This is a genomic window from Psychromonas ossibalaenae ATCC BAA-1528 (assembly GCF_000381745.1).
GTDB classification, from domain to species: domain Bacteria; phylum Pseudomonadota; class Gammaproteobacteria; order Enterobacterales; family Psychromonadaceae; genus Psychromonas; species Psychromonas ossibalaenae.
This window is the reverse complement of record NZ_KB906982.1, coordinates 76,546-95,387: the sequence shown is the minus strand read 5'-3', so window position 1 is coordinate 95,387 and position 18,842 is coordinate 76,546. Positions and strand designations below refer to the sequence as shown.

At 41.7% G+C, this 18,842-nt stretch carries 15 protein-coding genes and 1 pseudogene; 14 read left to right on the top strand and 2 right to left on the bottom strand.

The genetic code is table 11. The annotated features are described in order from the left end of the window. The 6 genes and pseudogenes from G327_RS24400 to G327_RS24385 all read left to right on the top strand — a co-directional run. On the top strand, positions 1-307 hold a 307-nt coding region (locus tag G327_RS24400; RefSeq protein WP_019614607.1), incomplete at its 5' end, for an IS1595 family transposase. Between the two features lie 54 nt (positions 308-361). Beyond that, positions 362-1,248 (top strand): annotated as a pseudogene (locus G327_RS25640) (IS1595 family transposase). A gap of 368 nt (positions 1,249-1,616) precedes the next feature. Continuing rightward, positions 1,617-2,960: a glycerophosphodiester phosphodiesterase family protein gene (locus G327_RS24390; protein ID WP_019614606.1), complete on the top strand. Its 1,344-nt coding sequence runs from the start codon at positions 1,617-1,619 to the stop codon at positions 2,958-2,960. Between the two features lie 447 nt (positions 2,961-3,407). Next, a complete protein-coding gene (locus tag G327_RS0109855) occupies positions 3,408-4,808 on the top strand; it encodes a sugar porter family MFS transporter (RefSeq protein WP_019614605.1) in 1,401 nt (466 codons plus the stop codon). Between the two features lie 450 nt (positions 4,809-5,258). Beyond that, on the top strand, positions 5,259-6,269 hold the full coding sequence (locus tag G327_RS0109850) for an aldose epimerase family protein (protein ID WP_019614604.1): 1,011 nt from the start codon (positions 5,259-5,261) through the stop codon (positions 6,267-6,269). A gap of 385 nt (positions 6,270-6,654) precedes the next feature. After that, the gene (locus G327_RS24385) at positions 6,655-7,395 is read left to right on the top strand and encodes an aminotransferase class I/II-fold pyridoxal phosphate-dependent enzyme (RefSeq protein WP_019614603.1); all 741 of its coding nucleotides are present in this window, start codon (positions 6,655-6,657) and stop codon (positions 7,393-7,395) included. A gap of 20 nt (positions 7,396-7,415) precedes the next feature. Here G327_RS24385 and G327_RS0109840 read toward each other — a convergent pair whose 3' ends face one another. After that, complete coding sequence (locus G327_RS0109840) at positions 7,416-8,615, bottom strand: XylR family transcriptional regulator (RefSeq protein ID WP_019614602.1); 1,200 nt, start codon at positions 8,613-8,615, stop codon at positions 7,416-7,418. 219 nt (positions 8,616-8,834) lie between these two features. On the opposite strand from G327_RS0109840, the gene xylB reads away from it, so the two are divergent. Together xylB and tal (G327_RS0109830) are read left to right on the top strand one after the other, a co-directional pair. After that, on the top strand, positions 8,835-10,286 hold the full coding sequence (gene xylB / locus G327_RS0109835; protein WP_019614601.1) for a xylulokinase: 1,452 nt from the start codon (positions 8,835-8,837) through the stop codon (positions 10,284-10,286). A gap of 168 nt (positions 10,287-10,454) precedes the next feature. Then, positions 10,455-11,405, top strand: a complete 951-nt coding sequence (gene tal / locus G327_RS0109830; RefSeq protein WP_019614600.1) for a transaldolase — start codon at positions 10,455-10,457, stop codon at positions 11,403-11,405. Positions 11,406-11,491: 86 nt separating this feature from the next. On the opposite strand, the gene tal (G327_RS0109825) is transcribed toward tal (G327_RS0109830), so the two are convergent. Further along, entirely contained in the window at positions 11,492-12,451 is a 960-nt protein-coding gene (gene tal / locus G327_RS0109825) for a transaldolase (RefSeq protein ID WP_019614599.1), read from the bottom strand. Positions 12,452-12,813: 362 nt separating this feature from the next. On the opposite strand from tal (G327_RS0109825), the gene rbsD reads away from it, so the two are divergent. From rbsD to G327_RS0109795, 6 genes are all read left to right on the top strand, one after another. After that, positions 12,814-13,230 (top strand): D-ribose pyranase, encoded by a 417-nt coding sequence (gene rbsD, locus G327_RS0109820; protein ID WP_019614598.1) that lies wholly within the window; start codon positions 12,814-12,816, stop codon positions 13,228-13,230. A gap of 28 nt (positions 13,231-13,258) precedes the next feature. Beyond that, positions 13,259-14,764: a ribose ABC transporter ATP-binding protein RbsA gene (rbsA, locus tag G327_RS0109815; protein ID WP_019614597.1), complete on the top strand. Its 1,506-nt coding sequence runs from the start codon at positions 13,259-13,261 to the stop codon at positions 14,762-14,764. Beyond that, positions 14,761-15,744, top strand: coding sequence for a ribose ABC transporter permease (gene rbsC / locus G327_RS0109810; RefSeq protein WP_019614596.1), 984 nt, complete (start codon positions 14,761-14,763; stop codon positions 15,742-15,744). The genes rbsA and rbsC overlap by 4 nt, the downstream gene beginning before the upstream one ends. Positions 15,745-15,809: 65 nt before the next feature. After that, positions 15,810-16,688: a ribose ABC transporter substrate-binding protein RbsB gene (gene rbsB, locus G327_RS0109805; RefSeq protein WP_019614595.1), complete on the top strand. Its 879-nt coding sequence runs from the start codon at positions 15,810-15,812 to the stop codon at positions 16,686-16,688. Between the two features lie 120 nt (positions 16,689-16,808). Further along, positions 16,809-17,738 carry a ribokinase gene (gene rbsK, locus G327_RS0109800; RefSeq protein WP_019614594.1) on the top strand — a complete coding sequence of 310 codons (930 nt, stop codon included), beginning with the start codon at positions 16,809-16,811 and terminating at the stop codon, positions 17,736-17,738. Positions 17,739-17,825: 87 nt separating this feature from the next. Beyond that, positions 17,826-18,830, top strand: coding sequence for a substrate-binding domain-containing protein (locus G327_RS0109795; RefSeq protein ID WP_019614593.1), 1,005 nt, complete (start codon positions 17,826-17,828; stop codon positions 18,828-18,830). Positions 18,831-18,842 lie beyond the last annotated feature (12 nt).

Below are 18,842 nucleotides of genomic sequence, written 5' to 3'. Positions count from 1 at the left end.
TAAGGGGCATTTAGAGCCTCACATAGCAGAAAGTTCGGTATTATGCAGTGATGGTGCTTGGGCATATGTCAGTGTTGCAAAAAACACAAATTGCGATCACAAACGATTGATAAGTGGTAAAAAAAGAGTGATAGATAAAATTTATCATATCCAAACAGTTAATGGAGCAATAGCTCATTTCAAAGGTTGGGTGGATGTAAAAATGCGAGGTGTTGCGACAAAGTATTTGCCACATTATCTTGCTTGGTTTAGAGAAAGTAACTCAAACTTTGATTATCAGCGAATTTTACAATCCGCATACGGGTAACAACACATAAATGGAACAGAGCCTATTAATCACACCTATAAGGTGGAGTGTGCTATGAAAATGCCAGAAGCGAGTTTTTTTTGAATGGCAACGCCAGTTTGGAACAGAAGCTGATTGCTTAAACCACCTCAAGCAGATGAGATGGCGGAGTGGATTTGCTTGTCCTCGATGCGCTTGTAAGCACGGATATAAAGTCACGACTCGTGATATCTATGAATGTAGCCAATGTCATAAGCAAACCTCAGTAACTGCTGATACCTTATTTCATGGTACGCAGGTAGCCGTATCCCGTTAGCGAAATGGTTCTGGGCTATCTATTTTTTGGGCCCAGATAAGGGGAGCCTTTCAGCTTTAAGGCTGAGTAAACTCATTGAAGTTAACTGGTGAACGGCACGTTTGATTTTTAGTAAACTGCGAACAGCCATGGGGCATCGAGACAGCTTGTATCGACTATCGGGTGTGATAGAGATTGATGATGCTTTGGTTGGGGGCAAAAGAACTGGCAAGCGAGGCCGTGGGGCAGTAGGAAAAACGCCCGTTATAGTCGCAGTAGAAAGCAAAGGGAAGCGCGCAGGTTTTATTGCCATGCAAGCAGTAGACAGTGTTTGCATAATAGCGTGAATAAGTTTGTTTCTAAGCATTTAAATGAGCAGCAAGAAGTCCATACGGATGGGCTCTCAGCGCTGAATATTATAGACGACACACAACAACATGAAGCCAAGGTAACCCCCAGAGACCTGGTTGATGAGTGGCTCCCTTGGATGCATATAGCGATCGGTAACTTAAAAACATTTTTGCTTGGTACTTTTCATGGTGTGTCAGGACAATACTTGCAAGAATACCTTGCTGAATTTTGTTATCGCTTCAACCGAAGAAAAGTGGAAAGAGAAATCCCAAATCGACTATTAAACTTAGCAATTATTCATGTACCGATACAATAGTACTGAGCTAAGTGCAGAGGCATGATAATTAATTGTTTACCTTACCCCTTCAATTATGATTTTTAATTCTAATTTTCTGCTATTTGTTTAACGTGCTGGAGATCTCATTATTGCAGCTCAATGAAGAAGCGTGCCAAATATATAAAGCTCACAGAGCTGAGCAATATCACATTAATCATATACCATAATGTGACTAATAGTTTTCATAAATGAAAAGCAGATGAAACCAAACTATTTTAACCATACTGCTGTAGCAAACTACTATCACTTATCTATACATACAGTGAATAAATTATGGCTACACGAATATTAGCAGTAACAATACATTTATTGATTTATACATACCTAAATAATGAAGGATTGATACAATGAAAATGATTGCCATTATACTTGCTGCCGCAAGTCTAAATATCTATGCGATGTCACCATCGGATATTATTCGTGATACATCCGAAAATGCCGAATTTATGATGGTTGCTCACAGAGCCGATTGGAGAAGTGCGCCTGAAAATTCACTTCCAGCTATTTATTCTTCCATTGAAAAGGGCGCTACCGTTATAGAGCTCGACCTCAGAAAAACGCTCGATGGACACATTGTTATTATGCATGACTCAACCATCACTCGGACGACTAACGGCAGTGGTTCGGTAAGTAGCATGACGCTAGAAGAAATTAAGCAATATAATTTACTTGAGAAACAAGGAGGAGAAACTCCAGTTACGCAGTATAAAGTCCCAACTCTACAAGAAGTTATTGAAGCGATTGACGGAAGAGCACTAATTAACTTAGATAAGGCTTGGGAAATACGGGAGGATATTTATCAAATATTGCAAGAAAATGAAGCTGTTGATATTGGTTTGTTCAAAAGTAGTGATGATCCAGAGACAATCCAAAAGTTCTTAGACCAAGATGAACGTATTCTGTATATGCATATACTAAAAGAGTCAAATGTAGGGGATATAGAAGCCTTTGACAGACATACACCTGTTGCTTATGAAATAATGTTTACTCACCGCTCTCAACCTCATATTCAACCTGAATTACTTAAAAACCTGAGTAATGATAGTCGAATTTGGGTAAATTCTCTTTGGTATGGGCTTGCAGCAAACTACACAGATGAGACCAGCCATTTAACCCCAGAGTCAGGCTGGGGAATATTGATGAATGATATGTATGTGAGTATGATTCAAACTGACAATATAGATGAGTTGTCGAGCTATATTAATAATGAACCGAAAAAGGACAACACTCGAGATATACTGGTCATTGCCGATGAATTTGACACCAAAGGTCCCGGTATTTCTTATTATGATTCGACCAATGATAATGTGGGCGGAGCTTCAAGAGTCTATGATAGCGTTGATGTTTGTGATACAAATGGGAGCATCCACCTTTGCTGGGTTAGTCAAGGAGAGTGGATCAACTATACCATTGAGGTCCCAAAAAACGGTTATTACGACGTAAGTGCTCGTGTTTCTGCTCGTCAACAAAGCGCAGGTGCGTTCTTCCTAGAATTTGAAAATCAGAATCATCTTCATCACGAAGTGAATAATACCAGTAACCATTCATTATTCTTCCTACAAGAAATTGGAGAGATATATCTGAGAAAAGGCATTCAAACGATGACATTTCGAGTTGATGACTCTTCGTCTAATATCAATTTTAACCTGAATTATTTTCTACTAGAGAAAAGTAGCTCCGTCAGTAAATAATAGACTTTGATTATCAAAAAATTCCGATTATTTGATAATCGGAATTTTTACTATTTATATGACCGCTAGGCGTTGTTAATCAAATCAAGCAGAGAGGAGATCTTACCTGCGTTGTAGGGCTTCGTTGCGTAATTCAATGGAACTAAATCAGGAACTCACGATCTGCTCGGCTACGCCCTTTCCTTCATGTCGCCCCACGCTTACAGAGTGCGTAATTATATTGGCTCCAGTTTGTAATTTTCGCTTTCGACTTTTCCATTTATATACTCGCTCCCCCCACACACAAGAGATCAGATCACAGTTATGGAAAAATTTAATTCGATTTAGGCATAACGCCATTTGTATCACGGAAGTAAGATAACGAAAACTAATAATCAAATATCGCAAATTATTAATTTCTTTTTTTCTTATATAACTGATATTACGAAAAATAAAAAGGAGCAAAAAATGAAAGATAATATCAATGTACTTCATGTAACCATAGTGGTCGCATTGGGCGGATTACTTTTTGGTTATGACACAGCGGTTATTTCTGGGGCAACAGGCTCTCTCACTCATTTCTTTGGACTGTCTGCAACAGAACTTGGATTTGCAGCATCCTCAGCGTTGGTGGGCTGTTTTATAGGTGCGCTTGTCGCAGGGAAAATCAGTGACTCTATGGGACGTCGTGGTGCCTTAAAGATCGCCGCAACGTTATTTCTGATTTCTGCAATTGGTACCGCAGTGCCAGATAATTATTGGGTGTTTGTTTTCTTCCGTATTGTTGGTGGTATCGGTGTTGGTATTGCTTCTATGGTATCACCAATGTATATCGCAGAAGTTGCGCCACCGAATAAACGCGGTGCGCTCGTTTCATGCAATCAGTTTGCGATAATTTTCGGCATGCTGGTGGTATATTTTGTTAATTACGGCATTGCACTTGCCGGGACAGAAGTTTGGCTCAATACGGTCGGATGGCGTTATATGTTTGCCTCTGAGTGTATCCCAGCGCTGTTATTTTTAGTATTACTTTTCACCGTTCCAGAGACACCACGTTGGTTGGCGCTCAAAGGTAGAAATCAAGAAGCTAGAAATTTGCTCAGAGCTCTCAATAAAAACGAAGATATTGAAGAACAGTGGCAAGGCATTCAATCATCTTTAGGGGATACGAAAGGGAAGGTGAGCATTGCTGCTTTAGGGATGATGGGGGTATTAGTCATTGGTATTATGTTGTCTGTGCTTCAACAAGTGACGGGCATCAATGTCTTCCTTTATTATGCTCCGGAAATATTCAAAAGCTTCAGTGACTCATCGACAGATACGGCATTGTTGCAAACCATTCTGATTGGTGCTGTTAACCTAACCTTTACTGCCATTGCTATCTTTACTGTTGATAAATTTGGTCGCCGACCGTTAATGATAATTGGCGCCGGAGCGATGGCCGTTTCCATGATTGCAATAGGTACTGCCGCTTACTCGAATGCAATTGGTGGTTACCTACTATTCTTCGTGCTTCTGTATATTGCAGCATTTGCGCTTTCTTTGGGGCCTGTCACTTGGGTTCTATTGTCCGAGATATTCCCAAATAGCATCCGTTCAAAAGCACTTTCTATAGCAGTATTTGCTCAATGGTTTGCCAACTTTGTGGTTTCGCAATCATTCCCGATGATGAATGATTCAAATGGATATCTATTCCAGACTTACAACGGTGGTTTCCCATTCTGGCTGTACGGGTTCTTCGGCGTGTTTACGGTCTACTTCATCTGGAAGTTCGTACCAGAAACGAAAGGTAAGAGCTTGGAAGATCTAGAAAAAATATGGGTTCGTAAACAAGAAAAAACGACAGTGAAAGAAGCTCAAATTATCTAACCAAGTTTGGTTAAGGTCCTCAGTGCTGTGCGTCGGATGAGCTCACACTTTCTGGGAACCGAAACAAAAGGCAACGATGAATTCGTTGCCTTTTTAACGTTGTTTAGATTTGGGAAGTACTGGTGCTCAAAACAGACCAGAGTATTTTTAAAGCCATCTAAATACACGCTTTAAACATATTTTGCTTGAACTTTCTTAATCAAAGTAAGCGAATAAAAACTTTGCTGCGTAATTCAATGGAATGAGATCAGAAACTCATGATTCCTCAGATTGCTGTAACATTTGAATTAAAATCAGAGCAAATTATTTGACAAGTTAATAATTTAAACACTTTCGATTCTGAATTAGTTCACAATTACTTTTTTTATCAAATCGACTTTAAAAAAACATAATAGAAAAACTTTATTTAATATTTACCAATATACCTACTAAAACATTGTGGAATAAATTATGTCGAATTTAAAATCACAAATTTGGGGCAACTATCAGCTCTATTCATTAACCAACTCACATGGTACTCAAGTTGATATATCTGACTTAGGTGCAATTATTGTTAACTTCTTTTCTAAGAATTCTAATGGAAAATTAAAGAACATCGTCCTAGGCTACGATGAACCACAAAGGTACCTAGATAGTCAGTGCTATTTTGGCTGTGTCGTTGGGCCATGGGCAAACCGCATTGCAAATGGTAAATATACCATTGATAGCCTAGCTGTTGAGTTAGAAACGAATGAAGGCACAAATCACCTGCATGGTGCTTCAGCAAATATCGGATCTAAACGTTGGCGTGTTACCGTTGCTGAAGAGCATTTTATTGAACTGACTACATCCACGCTATCTGGTGAGGCAGGATACCCTCATGACATTGATTTTAAAGTGATTTATGAACTTACCGAAGAGAACAAATTAAAAATTGGTTACTTCGCAACACCACATGGAAAAACACCGATTAACATGACCCAGCATACTTACTTTAATCTCGCTGAGTCGAAAGACATCCTCGATCACTCTCTTCAAATCGAAAGTCATCACTACTTGTTGGTAGATTCAGAATCGATCCCGCTAGACAATGCGGATGTGACAAATACACCAATGGATTTCAGAGTAAAGAAAAGAGTCTCACAAGACATCGATGACAACTTTTCACAATTAGCACAAGCTGGTGGCTTTGATCATTGTTGGTGCTTCGACTCAACAGAAATGAAGAAAGTCGCAACGCTTTATTCACCAAATAAAGACTTAGGATTAGAAGTTTACACCGACCAAATCGGCATGCAGTTTTATTCAGGAAATTTCATTGTAAAAGAGCAGGGTCGTAATAACAAAATTTATGAAAAGCATGCTGGGCTGTGTTTAGAGACGCAAAACTACCCGAACAAAATTAATATGGATGGACGCGAAGATTGCATCTTTGAGTCATCTAGCCCATATAGCCATTTCGTAACTTATAAAGTTATTTAAATATAAAAACTAAATTGTTGGAATTAAATATGATTAATTTACCTCAAATGAAGCTCGGTATTGTGGCAGTAAGTCGTTACTGTTTCCCTATTTCTCTTTCCGAGCAGCGTCGCAAGGCAGTTGTTGAGTCTTGTACGTCTCAATATATCGAAATTATAGAGTTACAAACCGTCATGTGAGCTTACGGCAAGATAGTTTGACTTCAGAGAATTTAGTCCGTTCCACCCTATGACGCTATGACGGAACGGATGCTGTTTACTGGTAATTCCAAGGGAGGTAATTTTCAGGTGCCAACTTCACCGTTTCTTGCTCACGCTGTAGTGTATTTAAATAATCAAAGATATTAATTCCAGCCCAGCTGGCTGTTGCTATCACACTGCCGGTTGTGACAAGCACTGGACGCTGGTTAGTCGATTTACAAAGTGAATCATTAACAGTCGACGATAAGCAGCTGCTTTTTTGTAATCCTTTAAACCCAGGCGGGACTGTTTATCAGCGACAGGAGTTGGAAGATGTTTTGGCTTATGTAGATAAGCATGATTTGATCATCTGCAGTGATGAGATTCATTGTGACTTACTGTTAGAGCCGGGCGTGCATCATATCCCTTTTGCCAGTCTGAATGAAAGGGCTGCACAACGATCGATAACTTTAATGTCACCCAGTAAAACCTTTAATCTTGCTGGTTTAGGTGCTTCAATGGCAATTATCCCCAATGAAGAGATACGCAGAAAGTTTCAAAAAGAGCGGGGAGATGTTGTTCCCGGTGTAAATGTGCTTGCTTATGCAGCTGCTGAAGCAGCCTATCAGCATGGAAATAGCTGGCTTATACATCAGGTTGAGTATTTAAAGGCGAATAGAAACCTGCTTATCTCAGCAGTTGCAGAACTACCGGAGCTTAATCTTAATAAAATTGAAGCAACTTATTTAGCATGGATTGATATATCTGAGCTTGTTTTGACGGATTCATGTAAATACTTTGAATCATTTGGTATTGGTTTAACCTCTGGCCTTGAGTTTGGGGATGCTGATTTTGTCCGTTTAAATTTTGCCTGTCCGCGCAGCACCTTAGTCAAGGCACTGCAGAGATTTACTTGTGCAGTGAAAGCGAAAACAAAAACTGGATGATTTTTAATACAGCAGCACTCCTAAGGAGTGCTGCGCTCGAGTGAGGTGTTGCGATACTCTTTGGGGGTCTTACTGAGGTTTTTCTTGAATACGGTATACATATACTGCAGTGAAGGGTAGCCGCACAGTTCTGATATTTCTGCAATGGGCAGAGAAGTTGCGTCAAGCAGATCACAAGCTCGCTTTAATTTGAAATTATGGAGCTCTTGATGGATAGAGTGTCCGCGTTCACCCTTGAATCTTGATTCCATATTTGAACGTGAAATACCTACATAATCCAGCACTTGGTCAACTTTAACTCCTCTACAGGCATTATGGCGTATATAATGCATAGCCTGAATGACATAGGAGTCGTTTAACGCCTGAAAGTCACTGCTTTGTCTGGCAAAGACTTGAGTTGGCGGTACAAGTATTCGTGCATATTTGAGTGAACTTGAAGCTGGTTTTCCTTCTTGGTTCAATAGTCGTTTATGCAGTATTTTGGCTGCTCGATAGCCCATTTCTTTACTGCCTTGCCCAACTGAGCTTAATGATACTCGGGTAAGATATCTGGCCAGTTCCTCATTATCTATACCAATGACTGAAATTTTATCCGGAACCATAATCCCAAGATGTTCGCATACCTGTAGCAGATGTCTTGCTCTTGAGTCCGTGACGGCAATAATACCGGTGGGAGTCGGCAATCGTTGTACCCAATCGGCAAGGCGGTTCATATCATACTGCCAGCTTTGAGAATTGGTTTCTTTTCCTCGATATATTGAACAGTTATATTTTTCTGAAGCGGTAACTATTTTAAACGCATTTTCTCTTTGTTGAGCCCAGCGTTTACTTGGATCTTCGGGCAAGCCGTAGAAGGCAAAATTTTGTAAACCTTTCATTTTTAGGTGCTGAAATGCAAGTTCTACTAGTGCTTTATTATCAGTTGCGACATAAGGAAAATTAGGGTATTCCTGTTCATGCTCATAGGATCCACCGACAGCCACCACGGGGATATTGGTCTCATTTAGACGTTTGGCTATTTCAGGATTATCAAAGTCAGCGATGATGCCATCACCACTCCACTCATGAAAATTATCCAGCTGAGTAATAAAATCCTCTTCTAAAAATATATCCCAGTCACATTGTGACGCCTGAAGATATTCACCTATGCCTTCGATGATTTGACGGTCATAGATTTTATTAGCATTAAAAAGTAGCGTGATACGAAAGCGTTTATTCATCTCGATGCGTCCCGTTATTTATTTTGACCTGAGTCTAACAGTGTCTACGGAGCTGCTGTGTGATCCAAATCTCAGTCGTGAAATCAGTGAATACGACTACTAAATTTCATAATTGTGCAGAAAGCATGACAGCGCCAGAATATCGATAAACAAGGCTAATGTTCACCTTCTTTTACATCATGAATACATCTGTTAAATCAGTACTAAATAGGAATTAATATGTATATCGGCATCGACTTGGGTACTTCCGGCGTAAAAGTAATATTACTTGATGAGTGCGGGCGTATCAGAGATTCACAAACAATATCACTTTCCATTTCTCGGCCTAAGCCGTTGTGGTCAGAACAAGATCCGCAAGAGTGGTGGACTGCCACCTGCGAGGCAATTGCAGCGTTAAAACTGCGTATTGATTTATCTACTGTTCAGGCTATTGGTTTATCGGGACAGATGCATGGTGCTGCCATTGTTAACCAGGCGGGCCAGGTTCTGCGTCCTGCAATATTGTGGAATGACGGACGTAGTTACCAAGAGTGTTCTGAGCTTGAGCGGTTAGTGCCTGACAGTCGGCAGATAACTGGGAATATAATGATGCCGGGCTTCACCGCGCCTAAGCTAAAGTGGCTGCAGAAATATGAACCGCAGTACTTTGCACAAATAAATAAAGTGTTATTACCTAAAGATTATCTACGTTTTAGGCTGAGTGGTGACTACGCCACTGATATGTCAGATGCCGCTGGTACGCTGTGGCTGGATGTAGAAAAGCGAGACTGGAGCGATGAGATGCTCAAGGCGACGGGCCTGACCCGGAAGCACATGCCGGTCCTTTATGAAGGATGTGAGATAACCGGAAGTTTGAAAAAAGAACTTGCTCAGCAGTGGGGGATGGAGTGTGTCCCTATTATAGCCGGGGCTGGTGATAATGCAGCCGGCGCAATAGGTGTAGGGATCACGGAGCCCGGACAGGCAATGTTGTCTTTAGGAACTTCCGGGGTGTATTTTGCAGTCAGTGATGGTTATCTATCGAATCCTGAATCGGCACTGCACAGCTTTTGTCATGCATTACCCAATAAATGGCATACTATGTCGGTTGTTTTAAGTGCTGCATCCTGTTTGTCCTGGGTGGCTGATCTGACTGGATTCAAGGATGTAGGTGAGATGCTTTCTTGTGTCGAAAATAAAGCGAAACCAGAGTCACAAGTGCTGTTTCTCCCTTACTTGTCAGGTGAAAGGACTCCTCATAATGATCCTAATGCGAAAGGAGTCTTTTTTGGTATGACTCATTCTACCAGTAAAGAAGATTTGGCATTATCTGTATTAGAAGGGGTCGGTTTTGCTCTTGCTGATGGTTTAGATGCGTTACACGCGACTGGTTTAAGGCCGAAAGAAATTTCACTTATAGGCGGGGGGGCCCGGAGTCATTACTGGCGTCAGATGCTTGCTGATATTTTTGGAGAAAAATTAGTCTACCGAGCTGGTGGTGATGTCGGGCCTGCACTAGGTGCGGCAAGATTAGCGATGCTAGGCAAAAAACCAGGAGCGGTAGCTGCGGAGATTTGTCCTGTGCCGGAACTAATTCAAGCACATCAAGCATGCAGCCAAAGGCATGAAATGTATCAAGTTAAGCGGGCTAAATTTCAAGCTTTATACCTTAAAATAGAGTCATTGTTTTAAAGCTGTACCTATTCTACTTAGGTTTAACGGCCTGGCTCTTGCCGTTAATTTCCTAGAGAGGTTTACCGTGACCGCTTTAATCAGGGTAGTGTATTTGCTTTGAAGCGCTATTATTTGACTACTTCAAAGCGGTCTTGAATTTATTAAAAATTTTACAAGGTTAATATTATGACATTTAAACTAGATGAATTACGCAAGCTGACAACTGTTGTGGCTGATACCGGGGATATTGAAGCGATTCAAAAATATAAACCTCAAGATGCGACAACCAACCCTTCCTTAATTTTAAAAGCGGCACAAATTGCTGACTATGCATCTTTAATAAACAGCGCGATTGAGTATGCAAAAGCACAAAGCAGCGATCCAAAACAGCAGGTGCAAGACACCTGTGACATGTTAGCGGTTAATATTGGTAAAGAGATCTTAAATATTGTACCGGGTCGTATTTCAACTGAAGTTGATGCACGCTTATCTTATGACACAGAAGCAAGTCTGGTTAAAGCGCGCCAGCTGATGAAAATGTATAACGATGCTGGTATTGCCAACGATCGTATTCTGATTAAACTTGCATCAACCTGGCAGGGCATTAGAGCGGCTGAGATTTTAGAAAAAGAAGGGATCAACTGTAATTTGACCCTGCTGTTTTCTTTCGCTCAGGCACGTGCTTGTGCTGAAGCCGGTGTATATCTAATTTCTCCGTTTGTCGGCCGTATTATGGACTGGCACAAAGCAAATGCAGGACGTGATTTTGCACCTCAGGAAGATCCGGGTGTACTGTCTGTTTCAAAAATATATAACTTCTATAAAGCAAACGATTATAAAACTGTTGTGATGGGCGCAAGCTTCAGAAACACCGGTGAAATCTTAGAGCTTGCTGGTTGTGACCGACTAACTATCAGCCCTGAATTACTGCAGCAGTTAGCAGATACTGAAGGAGAAGTGGTTAGAAAATTAGCGCCTTCTGCAGCCGAGAAAACATCTCAAGCGCCGTTAACTCATGCACAGTTCTTATGGGAACATAATCAGGATCCGATGGCGATCGACAAATTAGCGGAAGGTATCCGCAACTTTGCTCTCGACCAGGATAAACTGGAAAAAATGATTGCAGAGCGCCTTTAATTAACTGATTAATCAGGTTATTAAAGAGTAAAAAAGAAAAACCGAGTTTATCGCGGTTTTTTTATATCAGTAGAATCTGCGCCTGCTTATTTTTGCAGCAGATCGGCAAGCTGCTGTTCTAACTTGACCTGGTCAATGGCAAAGTTGCGGATACCTTCTGCTAACTTTTCTGTTGCCATGGCGTCTTCATTCATTAACCACCTGAAGGTGCTTTCAGATAAGTCTGCTTCTTTTTCTGCAGTCGCCTCTGCCGGGTTAAGCTGTTGTTCGACGGGCTCATTGCTCTGCTCTAACAGCGCCATCAAATCCGGGCTGATAGTTAAACGGTCACAGCCGGCAAGTGCTAGAACTTCTTCAACACTTCTGAAACTGGCCCCCATTACCACGGTTTTATAACCCTGCTGTTTGTAATAATTATAAATATTTGTTACCGAGATAACCTCTGGATCTTCATCCGCTGGATATTGGCTGCGGCCGGTGTCTTTTTTATACCAATCCAGGATCCGGCCTACAAAAGGTGATATTAGATAAGCACCGGATTCGGCACAGGCGCGTGCCTGAGCAAAACTGAACAACAGTGTCAGGTTGCAGTTAACGCCTTCTTTTTCAAGAGCTTCAGCCGCTTTTATACCTTCCCAGGTTGACGCCAGTTTAATCAGTATGCGGTTATTAGCAATACCCGCTTCCTGGTACATGGCCATTAGCTTACGGGCTTTGTCTATCGAAGCTTGTGTATCAAAGGATAAACGTGCGTCAACTTCAGTGGATATTCTTCCCGGTACAATTTTTAGGATTTCCAGCCCGATCAGTACTGACAGTTTATCGGCGGCATCTATGGTCTGCTGCTTGAGATCATTTGACTGCTGTTTTGCCCAGTCACAGGCCTGTAATAATAACGGCTGGTACTGTTCTAACGAAGCTGCTTTTAATAATAATGACGGGTTAGTGGTTGCATCCTGCGGTTGAAATTTGGCAATTGCTTCAACATCGCCGGTATCTGCAACGACTGTGGACATATTTTTTAATTGTACAAGCTGGTTGGCCATGATATTTACCCTGCTGTTAATTAGTTAATAATCAAATAAGTTATTTTCAATAAAGGTAGAACAAAGGAAGTGCCTGGAGTCAATATACAACAGCTGTTCTGCAGCTGCCTTTTTATTAGTATCAAGAGTTTTCTACTTAAGCAAGTAAGCTTTTAATAATAATAGAGTTCTTAAAAATTAATATTTTTCCTTCCGATCCACCTCACATTTACAGATAAAGGTAAGTGCAATTTTTTTTGTTTTAGTCTAATTTTTACCCATCGAAACGTTTGCGCAAACGTTTCGATATAGTTTGAATACAGTTTTTATAAATGATTTGAGTAACAATTTTTAAATTAAAGCGACTCTTCAAGGTGAATGTCATGAAAAAAACAGCATTAATTAACGCTGAATTATCTTACCTGGTAGCCTCTCTCGGGCATTTCGACGAGATTACCATCTGCGATGCCGGGCTGCCGGTTCCAAGCCAAACCCAGCGCATTGATCTGGCTTTAACGCATGGTGTTCCAGCGTTTATTGATACTGCCAAGGTACTGCTCGGTGAGATGCAGATTTGCGGCGTGATCTTAGCTGAAGAGTTTCAGCAGGTAAGTCCGGACCTGCACAGTGCACTGCAGGAGCTTATTGCGAAAGAGCAGAAACAGGGGAAAGAAATCAGTGTTTCATATATCAGTCACGAAGAGTTCAAAGGGCGTACCCGGGAAAGTAAAGCGGTTGTTCGTACCGGTGAATGTACGCCTTATGCAAATGTTATTTTTCAGGCCGGCGTTGTTTTTTAGTCTAGCAAATAATTGTTAAGGAGCTGCTATGAAACAGCCCATTTTAGAATTGAAAGGCATTCACAAAGCATTCCCCGGTGTAAAAGCGCTGGATGATGCATGTTTAAACGTTTACCCGGGTAAAGTAATGGCACTGATGGGAGAAAACGGTGCTGGAAAATCAACACTGATGAAAGTGCTTACCGGTATTTATTCTCGAGATGAAGGTGAAATATTTTATGAAAATGCGCCAGTAAACTTTACTGGCCCGCGTCATTCTCAGGAAGCGGGGATCAGTATTATTCATCAGGAGCTTAACCTTCTTCCTGATCTGACCATTGCAGAAAACATCTTTCTCGGCAGAGAAATCACTAATGTATTCGGTGCAATAAAATGGTCGGTAATGTTTGATGAAGCACAAATTTTATTAGACCGTTTAAATGTGAAACATAAACCTTCGCAGCTGCTTGGTGAGCTGAGTCTTGGCGAACAGCAGATGGTTGAAATCGCTAAAGCACTGTCATTTAAGTCTCAGGTTATCGTGATGGATGAGCCGACCGATGCGTTAACTGATACAGAAACAGCTTCTTTGTTTACCGTGATTAATGAATTACGCGACGAAGGTTACGGCATCGTTTATATCTCCCACCGTTTAAAAGAAATTTTCGAAATTTGTGATGATATTACTGTGCTGCGTGATGGAAAGTTTATTGCTGAACGTCAGGTTGCAGAAACGGATGAAGACAGCTTAATTGAATTAATGGTAGGCCGCCGTCTGGATGAGCAGTATCCGCGTGTCGAAAGTAAGCACGGTACCAGATGTTTAGAAGTTAAAAACTTATCGGCAGCTGATATTGACGATATTAGCTTCACGCTCGATCATGGTGAAATACTCGGTATTTCAGGTTTGATGGGAGCCGGGCGTACAGAATTAATGAAAGTAATTTACGGTGCTATGCCGCATCATTCTGGAAAAATGCTGGTTGAGGGTAAAGCTGTTAATCCACGCAGTCCGCAAGAGGGGCTTGCCAACGGCATCGCTTATATTTCTGAAGACCGCAAAGGTGACGGCCTGATTCTAGGACTGTCTGTTAAAGAAAACATGTCTCTGTGCTCTTTACAGCAGCTGTCCAAAGGCATGCAGTTAGATCACGGGGCAGAGTCCGTCGCAGTCGAAGATTTTATTCGCTTATTTAATATTAAAACCCCGTCAAAAAATCAGATTATCGGTAATTTATCCGGTGGTAACCAGCAGAAGGTAGCGATTGCGAAAGGTTTAATGACCCGCCCTAAGGTATTGATTCTTGATGAGCCGACACGCGGGGTAGATGTCGGGGCGAAAAAAGAGATCTACCAGCTTATCAATCAGTTTAAAGAAGAAGGTATGAGCATTATTCTAGTCTCTTCGGAAATGCCGGAAGTTTTGGGTATGAGCGATCGTATTCTGGTGATGCATCAGGGGCGGATCAGTGGTGAATTTACGGCGATCGATGCGGATCAGGAAAAATTAATGGCCTGTGCATTTGGTAATAATATTATGGAGAAAACAGCATGAACAACAAGGTTATAGTTAATCAGGGAGCTGCTAAAGCAGGTGGTCTGATAAATAAAGAATGGTTTATTGAACAAAAGTCATTAATCGCATTAATTATGCTGGTTGTTGTCGTGTCGTTTCTTAATGAATACTTTTTTACGGTGGACAATATTCTTAATATTCTTCGCCAGACATCGGTCATCGCGATTTTAGCCGCCGGTATGACTTTAGTGATATTAACTGCCGGTATTGATTTAAGTGTCGGTTCGATTTTGGCATTGTGCGGTGCTTTTGCCGCCAGCATGATCAGCATGGAAATTCCTGTTCTGATTGCAGTGCCTGTTTCATTGTTAGGCGGAGCCGCGCTCGGCTCTGTTGCGGGAGTCATTATCGCCAAAGGTAAAGTACAAGCCTTTATTGCGACATTGGTGACCATGACATTATTACGCGGAGTGACCATGGTTTATACCGACGGTCGTCCAATTTCTACCGGTTTTACTGATGTTGCAGATGCTTTTGCCTGGTTTGGTACGGGATATGTGTTCGGTATTCCGGTACCTGTGTGGATGATGGCCGGTGTTTTTGCGGGAATATGGTATCTGTTAAACCATACTCGTTTCGGGCGTTATATTTATGCGCTTGGCGGTAATGAATCAGCAACCCTTTTATCGGGGATTAATGTCGACCGTATCAAGATCGGTGTTTATTCAATCTGTGGATTATTATCAGCACTAGCGGGCATCATCATCACCTCACGCTTATCATCAGCACAGCCGACAGCCGGTATGGGATATGAATTAGACGCTATTGCCGCGGTTGTACTTGGCGGTACAAGTCTGGCGGGCGGTAAAGGCCGCATTATGGGCACACTGATCGGTGCGCTTATTATCGGCGTATTAAACAATGCGTTAAACCTGTTAGACGTCTCGTCATACTACCAGATGATTGTTAAAGCCGTGGTCATATTGTTAGCGGTACTTGTTGATAACAAACACAGATAAATTTTAAAAGCCTGCGGAGTGCATAGTGTCTCCGCTAATACCAGTAAGATAAAAAGGAATAGAAAATGAAAAAGTTTACAACATTAGTTTCAGCAGCTGTTATTTCAGCTTCTTTCAGTGCAACTGCAATGGCACAGGATACGCTTGCAATGGTTGTCTCTACTTTAAACAATCCATTTTTTGTCACTATGAAAGAGGGAGCTGAAAAGAAAGCGGATCAATTAGGCTACAAGCTTATTGTACTTGATTCACAAAATGATCCGAGTAAAGAGCTGTCAAATGTTGAAGATCTGATTATTCGCGGCGTTAAAGCTATTTTAATCAACCCAACTGATTCTGATGCGGTTTCTAATGCTATTCGTATCGCCAACCAGGCTAAAATTCCGGTATTAACATTAGACCGAGGAGCAAGTCGTGGTGATGTAGTCAGTCATATCGCCTCTGATAATGTTGCTGGTGGTGAAATGGCCGGTAAATTTATCAGTGAAAAAATAGGTAAAGATGCACGTGTTATTCAGCTTGAAGGTATCGCCGGTACATCAGCAGCCCGTGAACGCGGCCAAGGGTTTATGAACGCAGTTAAAAGCGAAAACATGGATCTTCTAGCCAGCCAGCCAGCGGATTTTGATCGTACTAAAGGTCTGAATGTAATGGAAAATATGCTTTCTTCTAAACCTAATACACAAGCCGTGTTTGCACAAAATGATGAAATGGCATTAGGTGCGGTACGTGCTGTACAGGCATCTGGTAAAGATATTCTGATTGTTGGTTTTGACGGTACGGATGACGGTATTGCCGCTGTTAAACGCGGCCTGTTAGGTGCAACAATTGCTCAGCAGCCTGGTTTGATTGGTGAGATTGGTGTTGAGTCTGCAGTGAAACTATTAAAAGGGGAAGCGGTAGAGAAAAGCATCCCTGTACCATTAATGATGGTGCTTAAATAAGAGTTCGCTATTGTAGTTGGTAGAATCGGAGTTACCCTGGTTCTGCCTGCGCCAAGCCTATTGAATACAGCGTTAATCAATATGCTTCATCTTTATGCTAAAAGCTAAGTGGTCAATATTATGAATAAATTAGTCGTTTTAGGCAGTGTTAATGCAGATCATGTTCTGCAGGTTCCCTCTTTCCCTCGTCCGGGAGAAACATTACACGGCCGGGGATACAGTGTTATTCCCGGAGGAAAAGGCGCCAATCAGGCGGTTGCTGCTGCACGTTTAGGGGCAGATGTAGCTTTTATCGCCTGTGTGGGTGATGACAGTTTTGGTATTAATATACGTAAGGCATTCAGTGAAGACGGCATTAATGTTGATGCTGTGATGATTGAAAAAAACAAACCAACCGGGATCGCAATGATCCAGGTTGCCGAAAGTGGTGAAAACAGTATCTGTATCTCAGCTGAAGCAAATGCCTGCTTAACTGTATCTAGACTAAAGCCTCACCACCATCTTATCAGCAGCGCCGATATGCTGTTAATGCAGTTAGAAACGCCTGTTGAAGCTATTATATGCGCGGCAGAAACAGCTAAACAGGCGGGCACTAAGGTTGTACTTAATCCTGCTCCCGTGCAGCCGTTACCCGATGATTTACTGAAGCTTATTGATATCATTACGCCTAATGAAACAGAAGCTGAGCAGCTTACAGGAATTAAAGTCAGCGATATGCAGTCAGCGCAGCTGGCGGCAGATGTGCTTCACGGCAAGGGAATAAAGCTGGTGATGATAACCCTGGGCAGTGAAGGTGTGTGGATCAGTGAGAATGGTCAGGGTCAGCAGATAAAAGGGTTTCGTGTAAAAGCGGTTGATACAACGGCTGCTGGTGATACTTTTAACGGTGCACTGCTGACACGTCTGTTAGAAGGGGCTGACTTAGCTGACGCAGTTCGTTTTGCCCATGCCGCCGCCGCTATTACGGTTAGTGGTGCTGGAGCACAGACTTCAATCCCATACCGAAATACAGTAGATAACTTTCTGATTAATGCACATAATGCACCATAACTAATTAGTTTATAACCATGTTACTTCAAATGCTGTGTCAGGCTGATTTCGAAGCATCATAGGTATATAAAGGATAACAATAAGATAATGGCAACTATCAAAGATGTGGCAAAACATGCCGGCGTGTCTACTTCAACGGTAAGCCATGCCCTTAATAAAACCCGCTATGTCAGCACAGATATTGTTGAACGGGTGATGAAAGCGGTAGAGGAGTTGAATTACGCGCCTTCAGCACTGGCCCGCAGCTTAAAGCTAAAAAATACGCGTACCTTTGGTATGCTGGTGACCACATCTGCGAATCCGTTTTTTGCCGAAGTGGTAAAAGGAGTTGAGCGTCGTTGTTATGAGCAGGGCTATAATCTACTTCTGTGTAATACAGAAGGGGATCTGGACCGCCTGAATTTCAATATCGATATGCTGCTGCAGAAACAGGTTGACGGTTTGTTACTGATGAGTGATGAAATAGCCAGTCAGAATTTGAATATATTTTCTCGTCATAAACCCGTTCCAACTGTGGTGATGGACTGCGGAGAGACTAATTTCCCCTGTGACAAAATACAGGATAATTCCCGTCACGGTGGTTATTTAGCAACTCAGTATTTAATTAATAAAGGCCATCGTAAAATTGCCTGTATCAGCGGACCTCGCGATAAACAGGCGACATCAGAACGTTTTGCCGGTTATATTCAGGCAATGAATGAAGCAGAGCTTGAGGTTGATCAAGACTGGCATGCATTTGGTGATTTTGAGTGTGAAGGCGGCAAACAGGCTTTTGAAAGCATTTTAGCAACAGGTAAAATGCCCAGTGCAATTTTTGTCTGCAATGACATGATGGCGATGGGCGTGATCAATACGGCTAATAAACATGGTATATCGGTTCCCGAGGATCTGTCGATTATCGGTTATGATGACATCAGTCTGGCTAAATTTATTACGCCGTCGTTAACCACGATCCATCAGCCCAAATTTAATTTAGGGCGAAAAGCCTTTGATACTTTGCTGGATCAGATCCAAAGTAGTCGTGAAAACAATCTTGAGATCCATTTAGAACCGACCTTAGTTGAACGCGACAGCGTTAAAACACTTAATTAACCTAGCGGATAA

What these genes read in the sequence shown, in the direction of transcription:
- G327_RS24390 (WP_019614606.1), top strand. Translation starts at nt 1,617, where the DNA reads ATGAAAATGATTGCCATTATACTTGCTGCCGCAAGTCTAAATATCTAT.
- G327_RS0109855 (WP_019614605.1), top strand. Translation starts at nt 3,408, where the DNA reads ATGAAAGATAATATCAATGTACTTCATGTAACCATAGTGGTCGCATTG.
- G327_RS0109850 (WP_019614604.1), top strand. Translation starts at nt 5,259, where the DNA reads ATGTCGAATTTAAAATCACAAATTTGGGGCAACTATCAGCTCTATTCA.
- G327_RS0109840 (WP_019614602.1), bottom strand. Translation starts at nt 8,615, where the DNA reads ATGAATAAACGCTTTCGTATCACGCTACTTTTTAATGCTAATAAAATC.
- xylB (WP_019614601.1), top strand. Translation starts at nt 8,835, where the DNA reads ATGTATATCGGCATCGACTTGGGTACTTCCGGCGTAAAAGTAATATTA.
- tal (WP_019614600.1), top strand. Translation starts at nt 10,455, where the DNA reads ATGACATTTAAACTAGATGAATTACGCAAGCTGACAACTGTTGTGGCT.
- tal (WP_019614599.1), bottom strand. Translation starts at nt 12,451, where the DNA reads ATGGCCAACCAGCTTGTACAATTAAAAAATATGTCCACAGTCGTTGCA.
- rbsD (WP_019614598.1), top strand. Translation starts at nt 12,814, where the DNA reads ATGAAAAAAACAGCATTAATTAACGCTGAATTATCTTACCTGGTAGCC.
- rbsA (WP_019614597.1), top strand. Translation starts at nt 13,259, where the DNA reads ATGAAACAGCCCATTTTAGAATTGAAAGGCATTCACAAAGCATTCCCC.
- rbsC (WP_019614596.1), top strand. Translation starts at nt 14,761, where the DNA reads ATGAACAACAAGGTTATAGTTAATCAGGGAGCTGCTAAAGCAGGTGGT.
- rbsB (WP_019614595.1), top strand. Translation starts at nt 15,810, where the DNA reads ATGAAAAAGTTTACAACATTAGTTTCAGCAGCTGTTATTTCAGCTTCT.
- rbsK (WP_019614594.1), top strand. Translation starts at nt 16,809, where the DNA reads ATGAATAAATTAGTCGTTTTAGGCAGTGTTAATGCAGATCATGTTCTG.
- G327_RS0109795 (WP_019614593.1), top strand. Translation starts at nt 17,826, where the DNA reads ATGGCAACTATCAAAGATGTGGCAAAACATGCCGGCGTGTCTACTTCA.